The following is an 18726-nucleotide window of genomic DNA, read 5'->3' as shown; positions in this document are numbered from 1 at the left end:
ACCGGCGCTAAGGAGTAAGAAGGTATCATCAATAAAGGGTCTACGATTCCGTAAAATTGAGCCTGTACACGATTCTGTGTAAATGCCTTTTCTCAGTAGTGACCGTCCAGGCGGTCACCGAACTCGATAATAAAGCGGCTCATCGCCATACGCCAGTCCCTCAGCGGCATCGTCCATTTCTGTGATGCTGCCTGGATTGCCAGCCACACCACCTTTTTCACTGCGTCGTCCGTCGGGAACACTGATGGCATGCCGGATCACGCTGTTCAGCGACTCTATGGCATTCGTCGTGTAGATAACCTTGCGGATGTCCGCCGGGTAAGCGAAGAACGTCGCCAGGTTGGCCCAGTTTGACTGCCAGCTCCGACTTATCTGCGGGTAGCGACTGTCCCAGGCGCTGGCGAACGCTTCCAGCGCTTGCTGGCCTGCTTCTTCCGTGGGGGCCCGATAGATGGCTTTCAGGTCACGGGTGACGGCTTTGTAGTCCTTCCAGGAGACGAACCGCAGGCTGTTGCGCACCATATGTACGATGCACAGCTGGATACGGGCTTCCGGATACACCGTGTTGATGGCGTCCGGGAAGCCTTTCAGACCGTCGACACAGGCGATGAGGATATCGTTCAGGCCGCGGTTTTTTAGTTCTGTCAGCACATTGAGCCAGAATTTCGCGCCCTCGTTTTCAGCCAGCCACATACTCAGCAGTTCTTTCTGGCCTTCGATGTTGATACCCAGGGCCAGGAACACGGATTTATTGATGACGCGACTGTCCTGCCGGACCTTCAGGACGATACAGTCAAGATAAACAATGGGATAGACTGCGTCCAGTGGACGACTCTGCCATTCGGTAACCTGCTCCATTACGGCGTCGGTGACCTTCGAGACCAGCGCCGGAGAGACATCAGCGTCATACAGCTCTTTGAACGCTGTGCTATCTCGCGGGTGGTCATCCCTTTGGCGTACAACGATAAAATCTGGTTATCCATCCCGGTGATCCGGGTCTGGTTTTTCTTAACCAGTTGCGGTTCGCAAGAGCCATCACGATCGCGCGGTGTACGCAGCTCCAGCGGGCCATCGTCAGTGATAACCGTCTTTTGGGTATAGCCGTTGCGGGCGTTGGTCGCCGCCTCGACGCTGATTTTTTTCAGCAGGCGATCGAACTGGTTGAGATCGTCAGGGATTTTGAGATTTTTGGCCAGTTCGTTAGCCAGGGCCTGCAACTGTTTTTCGTCCATAAATTAACCTGTTTTTGATGTTGGATTGTACCGCAGGATGTAACTTAAGATTTAGCGCTGTCAGAGTGATCTTTTCTGAGTTGTTTAATACGGTCAGTTGGAAAATATCGGTAGCGACAGGTAGAAAGCAGTGCGGGCTGAAACTCCGTTAAAAACCGGCTTAGCAGCGCGAAGGGCAGTCCGTGGGCATATGGGGCTTCAGGGTTCGCTACGCTCACGTATCGGCGCGCTAAAGCTCCTGTACGCATCTGTAAGCAATTTTCGCGCCTTCCATGCCTGCGGCATAGATTACCCAAAAACAGAAGCAGGTGGGTTAGTTTTACTTCGGCACAGTGGGTCAGATTTCAATTTGCACTGACATATCACTTAGAGATACCTCGCAGGAATCGATTTTAAGGCACCTGTAAGCCTCTCTACGGTGCTTTCTACTGTGAAGGCTGCCAAATTACTTCTACGGGATTACCAGCGTAGAAAGTCAGTTATTGGTAATCTCCCCCTATGTCAGGGTAGTTGTCGCCTCTAACTGAAAAAAATCAGGGGGCAGGATACGACAATAATGAAGACTTATTCACCCGAGCGTAAAGCAGCTGTGATCGCCAGAATGATGCCACCGCATAACCAGTCAGTTGTTCAGATCGCCCGTTCTGAAGGGATCCCAACCAATACGCTTTATGCTTGGCGTGCTCAAGCCGGAATTCCTAACCAGGCTGCAGAGGCGGGAGATAAACCGTCTCAAGAATGGTCGCAGGAAGCGCGCTTTGCCGTTCTCGTTGAAACGGCACCTCTGTCTGCACACGCTATTGCCGAATATTGTCGCCGTAAAGGCCTTTATCCTGAGCAGATACAGCAGTGGAAGGAGCAATTTATGCAGACCAGCCAGCGGGAAGAAAAAGTGATCGTCAAAAAACAGCAAAAGGACATTCAACAGCTTAACCGTGAAATAGCCCGCAAGGATAAGGCGCTGGCAGAAGCTGCTGCGCTGTTGATACTGGAAAAAAAGTTCAAAGCGTTGTTCGACCAGGAAAGCGGGGACGAATGACGCGTACCACTGACAGGCTACGGTTGATGGCGATAGTGCAGGAAGCCGTAAATGCCGGCGCCAGGGTGAGCAAAGCCTGCTGCAGTGTGGGGTTGAGCGAACGAACGCTACAGCGTTGGAAACAGGTGCCCGACGACCGACGAGCCATAACGCCACGGCCACGGCCCGTGCCGAAAAATAAACTCAGTGCTGAAGAAGAACGGCAGATTCTGGCCATCTGCCATGAGCCGCGGTTCGCCAGCCTGCCTCCTGCGCAGATAGTTCCACATCTGGTAGATGAGGGCCGCGCTTGATATTTTGTAGCTGAAAACATAACCACTACTACTGTATCAAAAGTATCCTTTTGGGGATTTGATGAAATACTTTCTCAAAACTATTGTTTTTTACTTTTGATTCACTATTATCAATTTATCTTAGAACTATTGAGATAGAATGATGGCAAAAGTGGGTTACAGAAGAGTCTCCAGCCGCGATCAGCATCTCGACAGACAGTTAAGTGGCGTCACTCTCGACAAGATGTTTGATGAGAAGTGTTCGGCAAAAACGGTGAACCGTCCGGTCTGGCAGGCCTGTCTGAATTATTTGCGTGAAGGTGATGAACTGCACATTCACTCGTTGGACAGGGTGTGTCGCTCTGGAGCCGGGGATGCTGTCAAAATCGTCGAAAGTCTGACGGCGCAGGGCATTACCGTAGAATTCCACAAAGAAGGGATGCGCTTCAATGATGTGATGACCGCCACCCAGAAGGGAGTTTTGGCAATCATCGCCAGTATTGCACAGATGGAACGAGAGCTTATTGCAGAGCGCAGGGATGAAGGGATCATTAAAGCAAGAGAGAAAGGAAAGAAATTTGGCCGACCCCGCGCAGAAGCCTCAGCGGAAGAAATAATCGCGCTGCGGGAGCAGGGATTATCAATGGACGCCATTGCCAGACGACTGGCAGTTGGGCGAGCCACTTTATATCGCATCATCAATTCAAACACTGAGGATCATCATGGCAACGCTTGTTTTTGATACCCATGCTTTTGTTAAAAAACTGACAACCGCAGGAATGCCTGAAGCTCAGGCGGAAATCCTCGCGCAGGAACAGGCCAATCTGATAGAAAACCGCTTGGCTACCAAACTCGATATAGTGACGTTGGAAAAAAATATTGAGATGCAGCTTAGTAAAATAAGGTCTGATGTAGATACAAAAATAGAAACGACTAAATCCGACATCATTAAATGGGTGGCGGGATTGCTTATTGCACAGGCGGCATTGGTGGCAACCCTGCTTAAGTTATTTACCGGGGCCTAACATGAGCGTTTCGCCTAAGGCAGTACGGTTTGATGAATACAACATGTGGGTGACGCTTAGTGACGCCCGCACGCTGGGCGTGCCGCTGGCATGGTTACCGAAACTCATGCACGCCAGCCCGGAGCAGCGTGAACGCTTTGAACTGAGTGCGCGGGGGATTCACTGGGATGAATTGGACGAAGATATTTCCGTAGACGGGCTTATTGCTGGTCGCAGTGATATCACTCAGCGATCACATCACACCGCCTGAATATCGACGCGGGGGAATGTTGTAGTGGGGCTTTGTTGGATAAATCGAACTTTCAGGGGATCGCCGGATCGAGAGTGTAAAAAGATCTGTGTAAATGGCATTTTGAGGAAAACCTTCAGAGGACAAAAAATGCCTATCAGCAACGAACTTATTGACCAACTGCTTCAGGATTGCCACTCCCCTCAGGAGCTTTTGGGTGAATGCCCCATTCCCAGTCGAAACGCAACAAAACGGTAGGGCATTATGCCGCCTGTAAGTGCGTTAAAAATACCTCATTTGGAGAACGATAACCCAGCGATTTTCGGCCTCGCGTATTGAGCAGGTGTTCGAGTGCTGCAACCTTGCGATGGGTGACATAATTGAAGTCCGTTCCCTTCGGGTAAAAACGTCGTATCAGCCCGTTGGTATGCTCATTCAACCCGCGTTCCCAGGAATGATATGGCCGGGCAAAGTAGACCGGTGCCCCCGTGACTTTTGTAATTTCCCCGTGCTGGGAAAATTCAGAACCGTTGTCAGCAGTCAGGGTTTTAAACTCGCAGAAGGTATTGGCAACGATGCCCCTGAAGGCCGCTACCACTGTCTCTGCTCGCTTGTTGGGCAGTTTGCGAATGATGACCAGCTTGACGGCTTTATCGACCACCGTCAGCAGGAATGATTTCTGATCTTTGCCAAAGATGGTGTCAATCTCGAAATGCCCGGGTTCCTGCTTGAGGTCAGCAACGGCCGGCCGCTGCTCAATGCCAACACGGTTGGGAATAGGACCGCGTTTGTTCTCATCGGTCTGATAGTTATACCGTTTACCTCGATGAGGGAGCTGCTGATACAGCTCACCACCGGCCCGGCGCTCCTGCTGGATATAGCGATAGAGCGAGTTCTTGCTGACGGACAGGTCAAATTCCAGGACCAGGCGCCCACTGATGACCTTAGGTGAGGTGTGGGTAGACAGCGCCGTTCTGATAAAGTCCTGAATGTGCGGTTCAAGCTGGTTAATCACGCTGTCCGGCCGTGTTTTCTGCCGCCGCCCTCTGGCCAACGTTTCGGCCCTTCTGCAGGAATAGACCCCGTTGAAAGCGGCGTCGGTATTGCGTCTGAGCTCCCTGCTGATGGTAGAACGAGGAAGCTCCAGTTCCCGGGCGATGGTGGCCTGGTTAACCCCATCACCACGCCGTTTTTCGATGTAGAACCGCTCTTTGTGAGTCAGATGTTTTCCCTGCATGCAACGGGATCTCCAGTAGGGCCAGAACGGTGATTTTATCCGGGTCTGGCCAGTGGGTCACTTTGTTGCGTTTCGAGTGGGAATGGGGCTTTTGATGCTGTTAATGCCGGTTTAGAACCAATAAAATATCACTATCCGGTGGTGTCACTGCAACAGGTATCGGCGCAACTTAACTTTAAAGTGTGGGAACGGTCAAAAATTTGTTGTTACTTCCGTTGCCTTGATTCAGGGGACTATTTTAAAATGAATTTGTTTTTCAATGCCAAAACAGGAGGGCACTATGCTTCACAACAAGGCGGTATTGATTTTAAATCATCTGGCCTTTTAGGGGAATGCTTTTTACTGGATATTGTGATAAATGAAAAAGGTTATCCGATATTAAAAAGTGCACGAAGGCTTGACGATCAGGGAGTGTTATGAATATTAAAGAACGTAGCCTGTTAAGTGAAGATGAATCTGAAATTTATTCTAATCTTAACCGCTTAATGCCCGAAGGTGTTGTTGTTTTTGTCAAAGTAAAACTGTCGGAATTTTTAACACCTACCGCTGAATATGGGACAGAACTATTTTACCATGATTTCCTTGAGTTGAACAATTTAACAGCCCCGTTTTTATTGTTTGATGTGAAGAATAAAAAAGTATGCAAGGTAATTACATTTACCAATGAATCTAAAAAAAAGACAACACATGAATTAAGGAAGATGCTTGAAATCTGCCAAATTCCTTTGATAGAAGTTGGCAGTATTGCTGAATTGTACACCTGTGAACTTTTTTGAGAATAGCAATAAAAATCAGAATGATTTATTCATCACCGAATACTGATTTACTGTTCTTTTTTGTGATATCTTTAGGTGATAAAGGTTTTGTATCTATGTTTAATTCTTTCTGACCTTGCTTATCTGTTGTGGTTTCATGTGAAAAAGATTTTATCAGTCTGGATATATCAGATGCTTCAATTCCTTTTTCTGTAATCATGGCGCAAATCATGTTAGGAAGGCGTGGATCTATTGATGTTAATGCAAGTCCTGCAACTAATAGTGATTTAGAAGATAAGTTCTTCTTTGTATCAAGGGTTTCTATCGCAAACTTATCGACGATATTCGTAGGTGTTAATGCAATGGATAGTCTTTTCCGTTCCATCAGTATTTACCCCATAGTGAAAAGGCCATTGACCAAATCAAATTGTGGATGAGAGGAAACGAAAAAGCGGTCGTTACGAACGTTGCAGAAATCTTTTATCGCTTGACTGATAAGCTCAGATCCACCACCAATGACCATGATATGGCTATATCCTTTAAATTTTCTTATCGAATCGATTACTCGCTCATTAAGACGAATATTTGCCCTTTCAATGGCTTCTTTTACGCTCTTTATTTTTGCTGGATTATTTATGTTTTTATCGAAAAAATCATGGTTGTTTCGATTGATAATGAAAAGATCTGCCATATGGTTTGACGCATATGTTTTTGCTTCTATGAGTGCATTTTTAACTTCTTCTGTTATCAATGAAACACCTGTATGCGGATCGCCATAGATATTGATGACATCTGTCATTTGTCCAGATATTTGTGAAATATCTAGTGTAGTTCCGCCTATGTCAACGATAAGCAGTGATTGGTTTGTATCCATATCAGACAGAATTTCAAATCCAGCCGGTATTGATTCTGGCCTGACAGTAATTGAATCAAATTTAAACATTGGTGTTTCTTTGCTATTACTGACTTTTCTCATTAAGCTGGATTTTTTCCGCTGAATATTTTCTTTATTTATCTGTTTGTTTGTGTCGTAGTATTCTGACAAGGGTAGGGTCACGACGATATCTATCGTCTGTGGTTCGATTCCTGTTTGCAATAGAGCATGATGAACGGCTAGTGTATTAGCAGCGCTGTATTGCCACTCAATGTTATTTGTATTCAATGCTGTTGAATCATGGCGATCAAAAGAGTATTTTTCTCCATCGATATCGTAGTTAACTATATTACTGTTGCCAAAATCTGCTTTCCAGCCACGTTTAAACGCAGTGGGTACGGCAAGTCTTTTGTCGTCGCCTTCCTCCCATTTTACTTTTATGCTAGTTGACCCATCATCTACATAAATTTTCATAAAAAATCCTATATAAAGTTATTATTTAAAATAAAAAACATAAATTTTATGTATATTAGCATGGAAAAATGCGATATTCAACACAAAAAATAATTTTATTTACTCATTTTAGTATAAAAATTATGTAAATTTATGCCAGTGCGTGTCTTTTGTCATAGGTTTAACCATTTTCTATCTATGGGTAGGTGCAGGGGAAAAGGACTAGATGAAGAGTATTTTAAACATTTTGAAGTTTCACCGGGCTTTGTTGAATAAATCAGAATTAGCCGACAGGATGACTCCCTCTGCTACACCTGTTATCCGATCCTGACGCTGTGTGGCATACCCAACAACGTCATACGATTCAGCGCTTTGACCATCGCCATGGCTTCACCCACCTGAGCATCGTAGTCACGCAGGCTCAGGTGGCCACCCAGCAAAGTTTTTATGCGGAACATCGCTGTTTCTGCCACTGAACGCCGGTGATAACCCACTTTCTTTTTCCACATATCATTACTCCCGCTCAGACGCTGATTCGCCACCGCATGGTTACGTTCATGGTACTTGTCCGGCCAGTATTTGGCTCCGCTTCGCGGCGGGATAAGGGCCCTGATTTTCTTTCTCAGCAACGCATCGTGGCAGTAACGGGCGTCATAAGCACCGTCTGCTGACACTTCCCTGATTTTCCGGTGGGTTTGGTTAATCAGGCCCGGCAGTGCCTGCGCATCTGTCGTTCCACTGAGCGATAAGTCGGCACAGATAATCTCATGCGTCGCACTGTCTGCTGCCAGATGAAGCTTGCGCCACACTCTTCGTCTGTCAGCCCCATGCTGCCTGACTTTCCATTCACCTTCGCCAAAGACCTTCAGACCGGTACTGTCGATGACCAGATGCGAGATTTCACCACGCGTTGGCGTTTTTATGCTGATACTGACGGTTTTTGCCCGCCGACTGACCAGAGAGTAGTCCGGGCAGCGCAGTGGCAGGCTCATCAGTGTAAAAACCGAGTCGACAAAGCCCTGTAATGCCCGGAGCGACAGGTTAAACACGCGCTTTATCATCAAAACCGTGGTAACAGCCATATCGGTGTAGTAAAGCGGCCGACCACGACCTTCAGGCGAAGCACTGTCAGTCCATGCAGCGATGGCGGACTCATCAAGCCAGACCGTCAGGGAGCCGCGTTGTCTGAGTGCTTTGTTGTAGGTGGGCCAGTTGGTGATTTTAAACTTTTGCTTTGCCATGGGGAGCTGCTATCGGGAGCGATGATAGTGCTCTGATCCGGCGATCCCCTGAAAGTTCGATTTATTCAACAAAGCCAACCGCCGGGTAACGTACTGAGCAAGGATAATGGCAATTTCTTATGGCGAACGACCTCCTCGTGCTCATGAAAAACATCCAGCACCTGAGAAGATTCTACCGTCATCCCCAGAATATCCGTCATCGCGGCATTGGTATAATCCTGAGATTTCGCATCAGTAAAGCCACAGGGGATCGTCAAACTTTGGCAAAATTGCTTGATGGGGCTGTTCATGCAACACCCCCTACTTTCAGAAGGGATGTACGCTGGCGGGGTGTCAAATTGCGTGAAAGGCGCGCAAATTTAGCGAGGATCGCCGGTCTTGCACTATAGACACGCTTACAGAAAATGGGATGCAGATTTTTAGGGCAAGTTTTCAGTGGGGTAGTAGCCATAATAGCAACCTCAGTAAGTAGCTGGTTTTCGCTACCACTGGAGTTCCTACAGGCTTTGTTGAATAAATCGAACTTTCAGGGGATCGCCGGATCAGAGCACTATCATCGCTCCCGATAGCAGCTACCCATGGCAAAGCAAAAGTTTAAAATCACCAACTGGCCCACCTACAACAAAGCACTCAGACAACGCGGCTCCCTGACGGTCTGGCTTGATGAGTCCGCCATCGCTGCATGGACTGACAGTGCTTCGCCTGAAGGTCGTGGTCGGCCGCTTTACTACACCGATATGGCTGTTACCACGGTTTTGATGATAAAGCGCGTGTTTAACCTGTCGCTCCGGGCATTACAGGGCTTTGTCGACTCGGTTTTTACACTGATGAGCCTGCCACTGCGCTGCCCGGACTACTCTCTGGTCAGTCGGCGGGCAAAAACCGTCAGTATCAGCATAAAAACGCCAACGCGTGGTGAAATCTCGCATCTGGTCATCGACAGTACCGGTCTGAAGGTCTTTGGCGAAGGTGAATGGAAAGTCAGGCAGCATGGGGCTGACAGACGAAGAGTGTGGCGCAAGCTTCATCTGGCAGCAGACAGTGTGACGCATGAGATTATCTGTGCCGACTTATCGCTCAGCGGAACGACAGATGCGCAGGCACTGCCGGGCCTGATTAACCAAACCCACCGGAAAATCAGGGAAGTGTCAGCAGACGGTGCTTATGACGCCCGTTACTGCCACGATGCGTTGCTGAGAAAGAAAATCAGGCCCCTTATCCCGCCGCGAAGCGGAGCGAAATACTGGCCGGACAAGTACCATGAACGTAACCATGCGGTGGCGAATCAGCGTCTGAGCGGGAGTAATGATATGTGGAAAAAGAAAGTGGGTTATCACCGGCGTTCAGTGGCAGAAATAGCGATGTTCCGCATAAAAACTTTGCTGGGTGGCCACCTGAGCCTGCGTGACTACGATGCTCAGGTGGGTGAAGCCATGGCGATGGTCAAAGCGCTGAATCGTATGACGTTGTTGGGTATGCCACACAGCGTCAGGATCGGATAACAGGTGTAGCAGAGAGCCTGTACATAGATTTGTGTAATTGCCTGATTTTGATATGTTCAATCCAACATCAAAAACAGGTTAATTTATGGACGAAAAACAGTTGCAGGCCCTGGCTAACGAACTGGCCAAAAATCTCAAAACCCCTGACGATCTCAACCAGTTCGATCGCCTGTTGAAAAAAATCAGCGTCGAGGCGGCGCTCAACGCCGAAATGACCCATCATCTCGGCTACGATAAAAATCAGCCCAGACCGGCGACCAACGCCCGCAACGGCTATACCCAAAAGACGGTTATCACTGACGATGGCCCGCTGGAGCTGCGTACACCGCGCGATCGTGATGGCTCTTTCGAACCGCAACTGGTTAAGAAAAACCAGACCCGGATCACCGGGATGGATAACCAGATTTTATCGTTGTACGCCAAAGGGATGACCACCCGCGAGATAGCAGCAGCGTTCAAAGAGCTGTATGACGCTGATGTCTCTCCGGCGCTGGTCTCGAAGGTCACCGACGCCGTAATGGAGCAGGTTACCGAATGGCAGAGTCGTCCACTGGACGCAGTCTATCCCATTGTTTATCTTGACTGTATCGTCCTGAAGGTCCGGCAGGACAGTCGCGTCATCAATAAATCCGTGTTCCTGGCCCTGGGTATCAACATCGAAGGCCAGAAAGAACTGCTGGGTATGTGGCTGGCTGAAAACGAGGGCGCGAAATTCTGGCTCAATGTGCTGACAGAACTAAAAAACCGCGGCCTGAACGATATCCTCATCGCCTGTGTCGACGGTCTGAAAGGCTTCCCGGACGCCATCAACACGGTGTATCCGGAAGCCCGTATCCAGCTGTGCATCGTACATATGGTGCGCAACAGCCTGCGGTTCGTCTCCTGGAAGGACTACAAAGCCGTCACCCGTGACCTGAAAGCCATCTATCAGGCCCCCACGGAAGAAGCAGGCCAGCAGGCGCTGGAAGCGTTCGCCAGCGCCTGGGACAGTCGCTACCCGCAGATAAGTCGGAGCTGGCAGTCAAACTGGGCCAACCTGGCGACGTTCTTCGCTTACCCGGCGGACATCCGCAAGGTTATCTACACGACGAATGCCATAGAGTCGCTGAACAGCGTGATCCGGCATGCCATCAAAAAGCGTAAGGTGTTCCCGACGGACGACGCAGTGAAAAAGGTGGTGTGGCTGGCAATCCAGGCAGCATCACAGAAATGGACGATGCCGCTGAGGGACTGGCGTATGGCGATAAGCCGCTTTATTATCGAGTTCGGTGACCGCCTGGACGGTCACTACTGAGAAAAGGCATTTACACAGAATCGTGTACAGGGTCTACAGGGTCTGTACAGGCTCTATCAGGCAAAGCTAACCCCCCGGGTTGCAAGCCGAATCGCACCAGTAGCCGCGTTTATAGCGACGTTTCTTGCTGCAGCAGGCAAAACAAAACGTCTCAGCTGGGTCATTGCCCACCCTCCCACAGTATTAACCACATTTCCAAGCTGATTAATTCTGGTTCGGAAATGTGCATCTGGTGCAGTGATACTTAACGCAGTGCCAATCCCACCGGCCGCAGCCCCAATACTGCTTCCTGTCCATTCATTCAAACCGCCAACTGAAATATTTCTTCGTAAAAATGAGAACACCGCTCCGCCTAATCTTCTGCCCACAAATCTTGTCAGAAAATTATTACCTACATAGTTTGTTATTATTGACTGGGCGCATCTTCTAGCAATCTCTCCACCAACGATATTAAACGCATATGAGACAGCATTATCGGCATACCGGCCAACCATACCTCCAATATAACTACCATTGCCGGTGTTTTCCCCAACAGAGGTACTACCGTGCGTACCTGTAATAAATCCACCAACAGCCCCAAAAGTTGCGGACGTGACTTCCATTGCATAGCTAACACCACTACCTGCCATTGTATTAACCGTGCCAACTGCAACACCCGCAGCGTGCGCTCCTCCCATCCCCCGGTCAGAATTGGCAATAACGCCCCCCATTGTGCCGGAAATTCCCCCCGCGACCCCCGCAATGGCCGTACCCTGAATTCTTGCTCCGGTCAGGTGAGCAGTTGCACTCCCCAAAGCTGCACCAGCGGCTGCATTAGTCGCGACTGATTTCCCTTGCACTCTTCGTGATATAAACTTCGCAGCGCCCGAGGTTATTTTATTTATGTTCCATCCAGCTATTGCACCAATCACAAATGCACCAGCTCCGATAGCTGCTACCACCCCTAAGGCAAGACCAGCAGTTGCTGCTACTGCTACTGCTATACCCGCAACTGCCACCCCTCCAGCAATAGCTCTGGTTACTTTCATTCCACGGGACAGTGATGCTCCCATGCCTTCATCCTCTCTATGAAGACCAAACGCGGCCAGTCTGAAAATATCTCTGTTTCGGTTTTGTGTTGATTCCCCTGCTCCATCGTCACAGGTAACAGGATTATTCTGCACCATTCGGAACAGGTTAAGTCCGTCCACCGTCCCCGCCGGGTCTGTACTAAGCCATCTGCCCACCCACGGCTGATAATACCGATACCCGTAGTAGTACAGCCCCGTCGCGTCCCGTTCCTTGCCTGAGTACCGAACTGTCTTGTAGTTCGCCTCCACCGCGCTGCGTGCCGTCCACAACGCCGTGCCCCCGTACGGGTAGTACTCTTCCATGCTGATGATATTGCCATCGCCGTCCAACTCCAGCTGACTGCTGCTGGTCAAATTGTCGTAACTGTATCGTATCTGGTCATTGCTGATATCCTCCGGTATTCCACTCTCCCAGTGCAGTACCCGCACCTGCGCACGGCCCGCTTCACCAACGGTAATCACCTGCAGGCTTTCCGTTTCTGTGTTACCGCTGGCCATGGTTAGGAGCTCCAGCCAAGGCAGGTACAGCGCCCGCTGCGTCTGCGTACTGTTACCGGTTTTCTGCCCGCTGACCTTCAGGACGCGCTGGCTGCCCGCGTCATAGCGGTAGCTCTCGCGGTCATCCGTACCGCCGTCACGCACCACCGGCGTCACCTTCAGCAGCTCGTTCCGGGCGGTCCAGGCAAGGCTCTGGCCCGGCTGCAGCTGTGTTTGCTGCCCACCCGCGGTGAACAGCGCGTCCACCTCCGCCGGGTTATCCGTCAGCGTGCTCAGCACGCCCCGGTTGCTGCGGTCACTTATGGTGATATTTGTGGTGTAACTGTTGTTTGTCGCCGGTGCGCTGTGGCGGATTTGCGTCAGATTGCCGGCTTCATCGTAGGTATAGTTGCGGGTATAGTTTGTAAACGCTGAGCTGTCGGTGGGAAGGGGAACGGTGGCGGTCGGTGAGCTGCTGCCCTGCTGTCCTGCATTTGCCATCTCGCGCCCGGTGGCGCTGACCAGCTGGTACAGGCTGTCGTAGACGTACGCGTTCTCCGGCACCACTTTCTGGTTGCGCCAGAAGCGGGTCTCTTCAGCGTCGTTACTGATTTTCAGGACATTACCCACCGGGTCATACTCATAGCGCAGGTCCTGCAGCACCTTAGCACCCGAGGCGTGTCCTGCCGGACGTTCCGTTTTAATGCCGGTCAGGCGCTGCGTCTCTGCCTCGTAGGTGTACGTGGTCACCACGCCGTTGCCGTGCTCTTCGCGCAGCTTCTGCCCGGCGGCAGAGTATGTCAGGGACTTCACGACAGTCTGTTCTTTTCCGCCCTTCAGCGTCAGCCAGCTGCCCGACAGCAGGCCCGCCACGTCGTACGCCACCCGCTGCAGGTTTCCCTTCGCATCCGTGGTGGTCAGCATCCCCCCGGTGGCGTCAGCCGTGGACAGGGTGGTGTATGTTTCGGCATCGAGCAGGTCGTTCCAGACGGAGGCGCCTGTCCCCTGCCAGTCGGCAGCTGTGTCCGGGTTATCCGCGTCCTTCAGCAGGCGGCGGGTGACGGAGAGGGGGGAGCCGGTCAGGGCCACGCTGTCGGTCTGCGTCAGGCCGGCTGTATCGTAGTGGCTGACACAGGCTCCGGCGAGGTTCAGCGCCTTCTCCTCAACAGAGTTACCGGCATAGATGAAGCGCTCCGTGATGCGGGCAGCTTCACCGGTGACCTGCTCCGTAATACTTAACGGACGTCCGGGCAGGGTTGCGTCCTCATACTGCCAGCTGCGGGTTACCGCCTCACTTCCGTCCTCCGTACCGTCGTCAGCGGTGCTGATGTTACTGACTGCCATAAACGGCCGGCCTGCGGCATCGTTCAGCGCCACAGTGATGCCATTATCCACACCCTGCGAACGCAGAACGTTGCCGGTCAGGTCTGTGAGGTAGCTGAAGTTCGCCAGCCCGGCGTCGTGCAGGCGCGGGTCGGCACTTTGCGTCAGAAAGCCGCGGGCGTCGTACTGATGGCGGGTGATGCGCTCATTGGTCACGTCCGGGGCATCAGGGTGACGGTAGTACGCGATATCGCGCACTATCAGGCCGCGGTTGTCGAGGACCGCTACTGAAGGGGTTTTGTTGAACAGTGATGTGCTCATGGGTGGGTTACCTCCGTCCGTATCAAGTGAAAGTACCGGCAGTTAGGCTGCCGGTAGGTGTGTTACGCCGCTCAGTCAGTTTCGTCGGACGTGTCGTTCTCATCCTCGCTGACCAGGAACCATGGCGTGAACAGGGTGCGACGCAGCCAGCCCTTCGCTGTCTGCACCTGGTACTCACGGCCGGGCGGGTCGTAAAGGTGGGTGTCGGCATACAGGTCCTGACGGGCACTGTCGTCGCTGACGTATTTCCAGTCGCTCAGGAAATACGGCTGGTACGTGCGGACTGGCTGCCCCTTGTTGTTATATTCCGTGCGTCCTGTTATGGCCCAGCGAAAGGTCGTTTGCGCAACGGCAGGTGTCCCGTCAGCCCCGACGACCAGTGAGCCATCCTCCGCACGCTGCCAGGCTTCACCATCCGCCTGACGGGTGGATGCCTGTAATACCCGGCCAAAACCGTCGCTGAACGTCACCTGCTGCCGGATTTGCTGTGAGCTGTCGCTGTCGTAGCGGTCGGTGGTCAGCGTCACCACGTGCGGCGGCAGTTTTCCCGCACCCTCACGCGTCCAGCTGTCGGCCACGTACAACATGCACTGCGCCACAGGAAGCGGGGCAACAAGCGCCAGTGCGGCGTCAGCTGTATCCGGTATGGTTATACTGGTGTCACTGTATCCCGCTGCCACGCCACGTTCCGTACCGCTGAAGCGCAGTGAGGTGACCCGTCCAAGCGCATCCATTGTGACAGTCTGCACGTTATCGTTCGCATCGGTTACGCTGGCCGGTGTCAGAAAACGCCAGTCATACTCTGCGGTGGTTGTAAACCCGGCACCATCTTCCATCTGCGTTATCACGCAGTCATGCGCATCTCGAGTAACCAGCACGGCGCAGGTAAGCGGGCTTTCCCGAAAAGCGACCAACAGCTGGAAGTGCTCAGTAGTTCCATAAGTGGCGTACCCCTGCCGAACCGTCCACAAGCCACTGTCTGATTCGCCCGCACGGGGGAAAAGATATCCAGACTGACCGTATCCTGCGGACGTTAGCGTGTCTGCGGGAAAATTATCTGCCAAGGCGCTGACGGTATCGCCATCCAGCACGGCGGTTTCCGTAAAAGCCTGCAGCGGTGGAAAAGCCGGAATCCCATCCGTCACTTCACCCTGAGCGTCTAGGTACCGGATTCTTTTCTGTCCGGCGAAAGTATATCCCTTCCCGGATCCAACGGGACTGTCGCTGCCCAGAAGGGACTCCAGCGTCAGACCTTCGTCCGGTACGTCACTTCCTGTAAGGGTGATGGCATCGCTGCGCGAGGCATCAGCTAGCCCAGGTAGCCAGACACCCGCAGCCACATCCTTCAGATTATACCATCGAGCCTGCTGCAGTGTCAGGCGAAGGCTCTGCTGCTGTTCATCAAAGCTGGCGCCAAACAGTCCGTCAGGTAGCGTATCGAGGTACGGGCTGGCGGCTGGCTGGCTGCGGCGTGGATAGCTGATGCTTACCTGCCTCAGTGGCTGGCCGTACTCATCACAGGACAACAATACTTGCTGGCTGCACTGTGGGTCACTGCTGACCCGCTCGTAAGAGTACGTCCGACTTTCCGCAGCACACGACCAGATGACCGGATACGTTCCTACCTCATCAATCATCCGCACCTGCGGCCGGTTTTCCGTAACGGTGTAAGGCACATCTGCTTGGTTGCTTTCATCTGCACCATACAGCTCGCTGCGCAGCAGCTGGCCTTTCAGCCCCCGATTCAGCCAGAAGACCCTCTCTTCGTCCGGTGAGTATGCCCGCTCATCATCGCCGCTGCCGGTGGTAAAGCGTGGCGTGAAGCCGGTGAAGGCAGCCGCATCTTCCTGCCAGTATTCGTCCGCCAGACGTTTATCAATTGGGGGTAACCCGGTGGCATACCAGCTGCGCCTGACCGCGGGGAAGCTGATGACCCCTGAGGTCCCCTGGCCGTCCGTGATGTCGGTATCTGTCACCTCCACAAAACCAAATCCGCGGAATTCCCGCTCCCGCCCGTCCCAAGCACCGTGCCGGTAGCGTACGGTACTTACCAGACGGTTTCCGGTGATTTCGTCAGTTACTTCTGTGCGGCATAGCGTGTGCAGGGCGAACGGCAGTTCACTAGCTGGAACGGATTTTCCTGCTGCCGCAGAATCCGCCTTCTCATCCAGCCAGAACTGCGCTGAACTGCGGTAATAAAGCGCATGGTTCATCCCCATTCCGTTGTTCATCCCGTTCAGCAGCCACGGCTTATTTACTGACAGGTGGCAGACCCAGCTGCGCGGTACCGGATGCGTTACCGTCAGCATCAGGCTGGCCACGCCCAACCCCTGAATATCCGCCAGCTGCAGGCTGCAGGTGCGGTCATAACGCACGCCGTCCGGCAATTTTACGCTGAACGGTGCGGCAAAGCCGTTACCGCTCTGGTTTATATATACATCCAGCCGGTCGGTAAGTGCATAAATCAGGTCGGTGGTACCAGTGCCGTCAATGTCTGCCAGATACAGCTGGTCAGGGTTAAACGTGGCGGCTGGCTGGCTGAACCCGGAGAAACTCACCGGAAGACCAAAGCGGCCATGGCCCAGGTTAGGCCAATAGCATACCCCCGATGGCCTAACCTCCACCAAGTGCTGCTGGCCACTACCGGCCATATCGCTAAAAGCCACCAGAACTTGTTCGTCCTTTCCGGGTACGGGCAGTGTAATACCTGCCGCCTGCAAGGTATTCCTCGCTTTCGCCCAGCCCTCTCCGGTACCGCCGTAGAAACGTACGCTTTTGGGTCCGATAAGCGCCAGATCTATCAGGCCTGCGCTGGTGATATCGGCCAGCAGTGCACGCGGATGAGCGTATTCTACCGGCAGGGCGGAAAGAGGAGTGAAATAGCGCCACTCGCGATCAGGGGAGCGCGCATAAAAGCCCGCCACGCCCGGCGCGATGACCACCCACTCCAGATAACCATCGCCGTTCAAGTCCGCCAGAATGCCGCCCTTCCTCAGTGTGGGGATGGCGAAAAGAGGCGCCGCTTTTTCCCAGGTCACCGCATCGGTGTCATCCCCAGCAGGTCTTACTGGTGGACGGTACCACCATGCACCACCGTCCTGATACAGGATGCCGGCAATGCCTTCCCCGTTCAGGTCAACCAGCTGGTATGGCTGAAGCATGTTCATGTTTGCTAGGTCATCACGCTGCTGCCATTCGGCGACACCGGCTTGAGGTGGAATGAAGTTCTGCCAGTCAAACGTCAGCGGCGGCAGGCTACGTATCGTACCGCCCGGCTCATACGCCACCTTCTGTATTCCTTTCAGGGTGGCGACAGATGCGGTTTCGTTATAATCAAATCGCAGACATGACACGAGTTTCGGAAGATCAGTCTCTTTTTCTTTTCCTGACAGAGCGCTGATGCAGTGAAACATCAGCACCTGACGGCAGAGGCGACGCGTACGCACCTCAAATCCATACTCATAACCGGAAAAACTGTCCTGCCGGCATAACCAGCTGCCGCTGCCGGGCATCAGCCAGTCCGGAGCTGTGGCTGTATCACGTTCGCCATAATCCATCGCCAGGATGAACAGCCAGTCCGTGGCTGCCGGCACCGTGACAAGGCCGGGTAGCGTGCGGGCGGCCTTTTTGTTGCCGTACCAGGCCGCCACAGGGTAGCGCTGTGCCGTAGCATCCGGGTGCGCCGATGTTTCTGTTGCATCACATCCGGATTCATTCTCAGCGCGGTACTGCCAGTAAATCTGCTCACCGTTCTGTGACACCGAGGACTCTGCCAGCCAGACCGCTGTCTGTGACGCATCAGCAGGATGACTGATGCGCGCCTGCGCGTTACGCCCCAGTAAATGTACCTGGCCATCAGGCTCATATATCACCCAGAAGTTCGTACCTGTATCACCTACAGGCATCCAGATCTCCATCCTGCTAAAGGTGATTTCTGTCCTGGAACGATAGGCGTTTACTGAAAAATTTCCTCCTAAATCAACACCAAGAAGCGTGGTGGCCGTGCGGGTTTCTGGTTCGCCGCTGGCGGTCAACACAGGAACCAGCACCTCACCGTCCGCACCAGTATATTCATCGGTACCGTCATACGATGGCACGCCCCTGAGTGTTCGCAGGCGAATGGCGAGCAGATTCAGTCCCCACCCCATACCGAACGGCCCGTTGCCGCTACGGCTGTGGTAGCTGAGCGCCAGAGAGGGGGCATACCCTCTTCCGGCACTGATCGGCAGAGGAATGCTCAGAATCGCAGCACCGTCCGGACCCGCAGAAGCTATATTACCCTTCAGGCCGCTTATTGCACCACCACCTGAAGGCAGAGAGGGGGGAGTCAGGCGCGGTTGTTCTGTATTTTGCATAACAGGTTCTCCACAGGCTCCCGCGCG

General features: G+C 52.5%; 15 protein-coding genes and 2 pseudogenes. 9 read left to right on the top strand and 8 right to left on the bottom strand.

Annotated elements, in window-relative coordinates; genetic code table 11:
• Positions 1-92 precede the first annotated feature (92 nt).
• A pseudogene (locus ACQGXV_RS00475) lies at positions 93-1232 on the bottom strand (IS256 family transposase).
• Between the two features lie 556 nt (positions 1233-1788).
• Between ACQGXV_RS00475 and ACQGXV_RS00470 the strand changes: the two are divergent.
• The 5 genes from ACQGXV_RS00470 to ACQGXV_RS00450 all read left to right on the top strand — a co-directional run bounded on the left by ACQGXV_RS00470 (position 1789) and on the right by ACQGXV_RS00450 (position 3818).
• Entirely contained in the window at positions 1789-2271 is a 483-nt protein-coding gene (locus ACQGXV_RS00470; protein ID WP_440862515.1) for a transposase, read from the top strand.
• Positions 2268-2564: a transposase gene (locus ACQGXV_RS00465; RefSeq protein WP_440862514.1), complete on the top strand. Its 297-nt coding sequence runs from the start codon at positions 2268-2270 to the stop codon at positions 2562-2564. Before ACQGXV_RS00470 ends, ACQGXV_RS00465 begins: the two co-directional genes overlap by 4 nt.
• A gap of 139 nt (positions 2565-2703) precedes the next feature.
• Positions 2704-3285 carry a recombinase family protein gene (locus ACQGXV_RS00460; protein WP_440862513.1) on the top strand — a complete coding sequence of 194 codons (582 nt, stop codon included), beginning with the start codon at positions 2704-2706 and terminating at the stop codon, positions 3283-3285.
• Positions 3266-3568 carry a DUF1640 domain-containing protein gene (locus ACQGXV_RS00455; RefSeq protein ID WP_440862512.1) on the top strand — a complete coding sequence of 101 codons (303 nt, stop codon included), beginning with the start codon at positions 3266-3268 and terminating at the stop codon, positions 3566-3568. Before ACQGXV_RS00460 ends, ACQGXV_RS00455 begins: the two co-directional genes overlap by 20 nt.
• A gap of 1 nt (position 3569) precedes the next feature.
• Positions 3570-3818 (top strand): DUF2442 domain-containing protein, encoded by a 249-nt coding sequence (locus ACQGXV_RS00450; protein ID WP_440862511.1) that lies wholly within the window; start codon positions 3570-3572, stop codon positions 3816-3818.
• Between the two features lie 241 nt (positions 3819-4059).
• On the opposite strand, the gene ACQGXV_RS00445 is transcribed toward ACQGXV_RS00450, so the two are convergent.
• Positions 4060-5034: an IS30 family transposase gene (locus ACQGXV_RS00445; RefSeq protein WP_440862510.1), complete on the bottom strand. Its 975-nt coding sequence runs from the start codon at positions 5032-5034 to the stop codon at positions 4060-4062.
• A 141-nt stretch (positions 5035-5175) separates the two neighbouring features.
• Here ACQGXV_RS00445 and ACQGXV_RS00440 point away from each other — a divergent pair, with 141 nt between their 5' ends.
• The gene (locus ACQGXV_RS00440; RefSeq protein WP_440862509.1) at positions 5176-5454 is read left to right on the top strand and encodes a hypothetical protein; all 279 of its coding nucleotides are present in this window, start codon (positions 5176-5178) and stop codon (positions 5452-5454) included.
• On the top strand, positions 5451-5810 hold the full coding sequence (locus tag ACQGXV_RS00435; RefSeq protein WP_440862508.1) for a DUF2726 domain-containing protein: 360 nt from the start codon (positions 5451-5453) through the stop codon (positions 5808-5810). Before ACQGXV_RS00440 ends, ACQGXV_RS00435 begins: the two co-directional genes overlap by 4 nt.
• Before the next feature lie 25 nt (positions 5811-5835).
• Here ACQGXV_RS00435 and ACQGXV_RS00430 read toward each other — a convergent pair whose 3' ends face one another.
• The 4 genes from ACQGXV_RS00430 to ACQGXV_RS00415 form a co-directional block, all read right to left on the bottom strand.
• A complete protein-coding gene (locus ACQGXV_RS00430) occupies positions 5836-6174 on the bottom strand; it encodes a plasmid partitioning/stability family protein (RefSeq protein WP_440862507.1) in 339 nt (112 codons plus the stop codon).
• A 6-nt stretch (positions 6175-6180) separates the two neighbouring features.
• Positions 6181-7137 carry a plasmid segregation protein ParM domain-containing protein gene (gene parM, locus ACQGXV_RS00425; protein WP_440862506.1) on the bottom strand — a complete coding sequence of 319 codons (957 nt, stop codon included), beginning with the start codon at positions 7135-7137 and terminating at the stop codon, positions 6181-6183.
• Between the two features lie 296 nt (positions 7138-7433).
• The gene (locus tag ACQGXV_RS00420) at positions 7434-8357 is read right to left on the bottom strand and encodes an IS5 family transposase (RefSeq protein WP_440862505.1); all 924 of its coding nucleotides are present in this window, start codon (positions 8355-8357) and stop codon (positions 7434-7436) included.
• Positions 8358-8422: 65 nt separating this feature from the next.
• Positions 8423-8647 carry a hypothetical protein gene (locus ACQGXV_RS00415; RefSeq protein ID WP_440862504.1) on the bottom strand — a complete coding sequence of 75 codons (225 nt, stop codon included), beginning with the start codon at positions 8645-8647 and terminating at the stop codon, positions 8423-8425.
• 288 nt (positions 8648-8935) lie between these two features.
• Here ACQGXV_RS00415 and ACQGXV_RS00410 point away from each other — a divergent pair, with 288 nt between their 5' ends.
• Entirely contained in the window at positions 8936-9859 is a 924-nt protein-coding gene (locus tag ACQGXV_RS00410; protein WP_440862503.1) for an IS5 family transposase, read from the top strand.
• A gap of 85 nt (positions 9860-9944) precedes the next feature.
• Positions 9945-11153 carry an IS256 family transposase gene (locus ACQGXV_RS00405; RefSeq protein WP_440862502.1) on the top strand — a complete coding sequence of 403 codons (1209 nt, stop codon included), beginning with the start codon at positions 9945-9947 and terminating at the stop codon, positions 11151-11153.
• 1124 nt (positions 11154-12277) lie between these two features.
• Here the strand turns inward: ACQGXV_RS00405 and ACQGXV_RS00400 are convergent.
• Both ACQGXV_RS00400 and ACQGXV_RS00395 read right to left on the bottom strand, forming a co-directional pair.
• Positions 12278-14344, bottom strand: a pseudogene (locus tag ACQGXV_RS00400) (RHS repeat-associated core domain-containing protein); the annotation flags it as partial.
• Positions 14345-14415: 71 nt separating this feature from the next.
• The gene (locus ACQGXV_RS00395) at positions 14416-18699 is read right to left on the bottom strand and encodes a SpvB/TcaC N-terminal domain-containing protein (protein WP_440862598.1); all 4284 of its coding nucleotides are present in this window, start codon (positions 18697-18699) and stop codon (positions 14416-14418) included.
• Positions 18700-18726 lie beyond the last annotated feature (27 nt).

Origin of the sequence: Symbiopectobacterium purcellii (assembly GCF_052050035.1) — a bacterium.
Classification (GTDB): domain Bacteria; phylum Pseudomonadota; class Gammaproteobacteria; order Enterobacterales; family Enterobacteriaceae; genus Symbiopectobacterium; species Symbiopectobacterium purcellii_A.
The sequence above is the reverse complement of the archived record's forward strand: the minus strand, read 5'-3'. Positions and strand labels throughout refer to the sequence as shown.

Excerpts from the sequence above, each read along its gene's own strand:
- ACQGXV_RS00470 (WP_440862515.1), top strand. The coding sequence starts at position 1,789 with ATGAAGACTTATTCACCCGAGCGTAAAGCAGCTGTGATCGCCAGAATG.
- ACQGXV_RS00465 (WP_440862514.1), top strand. The coding sequence starts at position 2,268 with ATGACGCGTACCACTGACAGGCTACGGTTGATGGCGATAGTGCAGGAA.
- ACQGXV_RS00460 (WP_440862513.1), top strand. The coding sequence starts at position 2,704 with ATGATGGCAAAAGTGGGTTACAGAAGAGTCTCCAGCCGCGATCAGCAT.
- ACQGXV_RS00455 (WP_440862512.1), top strand. The coding sequence starts at position 3,266 with ATGGCAACGCTTGTTTTTGATACCCATGCTTTTGTTAAAAAACTGACA.
- ACQGXV_RS00450 (WP_440862511.1), top strand. The coding sequence starts at position 3,570 with ATGAGCGTTTCGCCTAAGGCAGTACGGTTTGATGAATACAACATGTGG.
- ACQGXV_RS00445 (WP_440862510.1), bottom strand. The coding sequence starts at position 5,034 with ATGCAGGGAAAACATCTGACTCACAAAGAGCGGTTCTACATCGAAAAA.
- ACQGXV_RS00435 (WP_440862508.1), top strand. The coding sequence starts at position 5,451 with ATGAATATTAAAGAACGTAGCCTGTTAAGTGAAGATGAATCTGAAATT.
- ACQGXV_RS00430 (WP_440862507.1), bottom strand. The coding sequence starts at position 6,174 with ATGGAACGGAAAAGACTATCCATTGCATTAACACCTACGAATATCGTC.
- parM (WP_440862506.1), bottom strand. The coding sequence starts at position 7,137 with ATGAAAATTTATGTAGATGATGGGTCAACTAGCATAAAAGTAAAATGG.
- ACQGXV_RS00420 (WP_440862505.1), bottom strand. The coding sequence starts at position 8,357 with ATGGCAAAGCAAAAGTTTAAAATCACCAACTGGCCCACCTACAACAAA.
- ACQGXV_RS00415 (WP_440862504.1), bottom strand. The coding sequence starts at position 8,647 with ATGAACAGCCCCATCAAGCAATTTTGCCAAAGTTTGACGATCCCCTGT.
- ACQGXV_RS00410 (WP_440862503.1), top strand. The coding sequence starts at position 8,936 with ATGGCAAAGCAAAAGTTTAAAATCACCAACTGGCCCACCTACAACAAA.
- ACQGXV_RS00405 (WP_440862502.1), top strand. The coding sequence starts at position 9,945 with ATGGACGAAAAACAGTTGCAGGCCCTGGCTAACGAACTGGCCAAAAAT.
- ACQGXV_RS00395 (WP_440862598.1), bottom strand. The coding sequence starts at position 18,699 with ATGCAAAATACAGAACAACCGCGCCTGACTCCCCCCTCTCTGCCTTCA.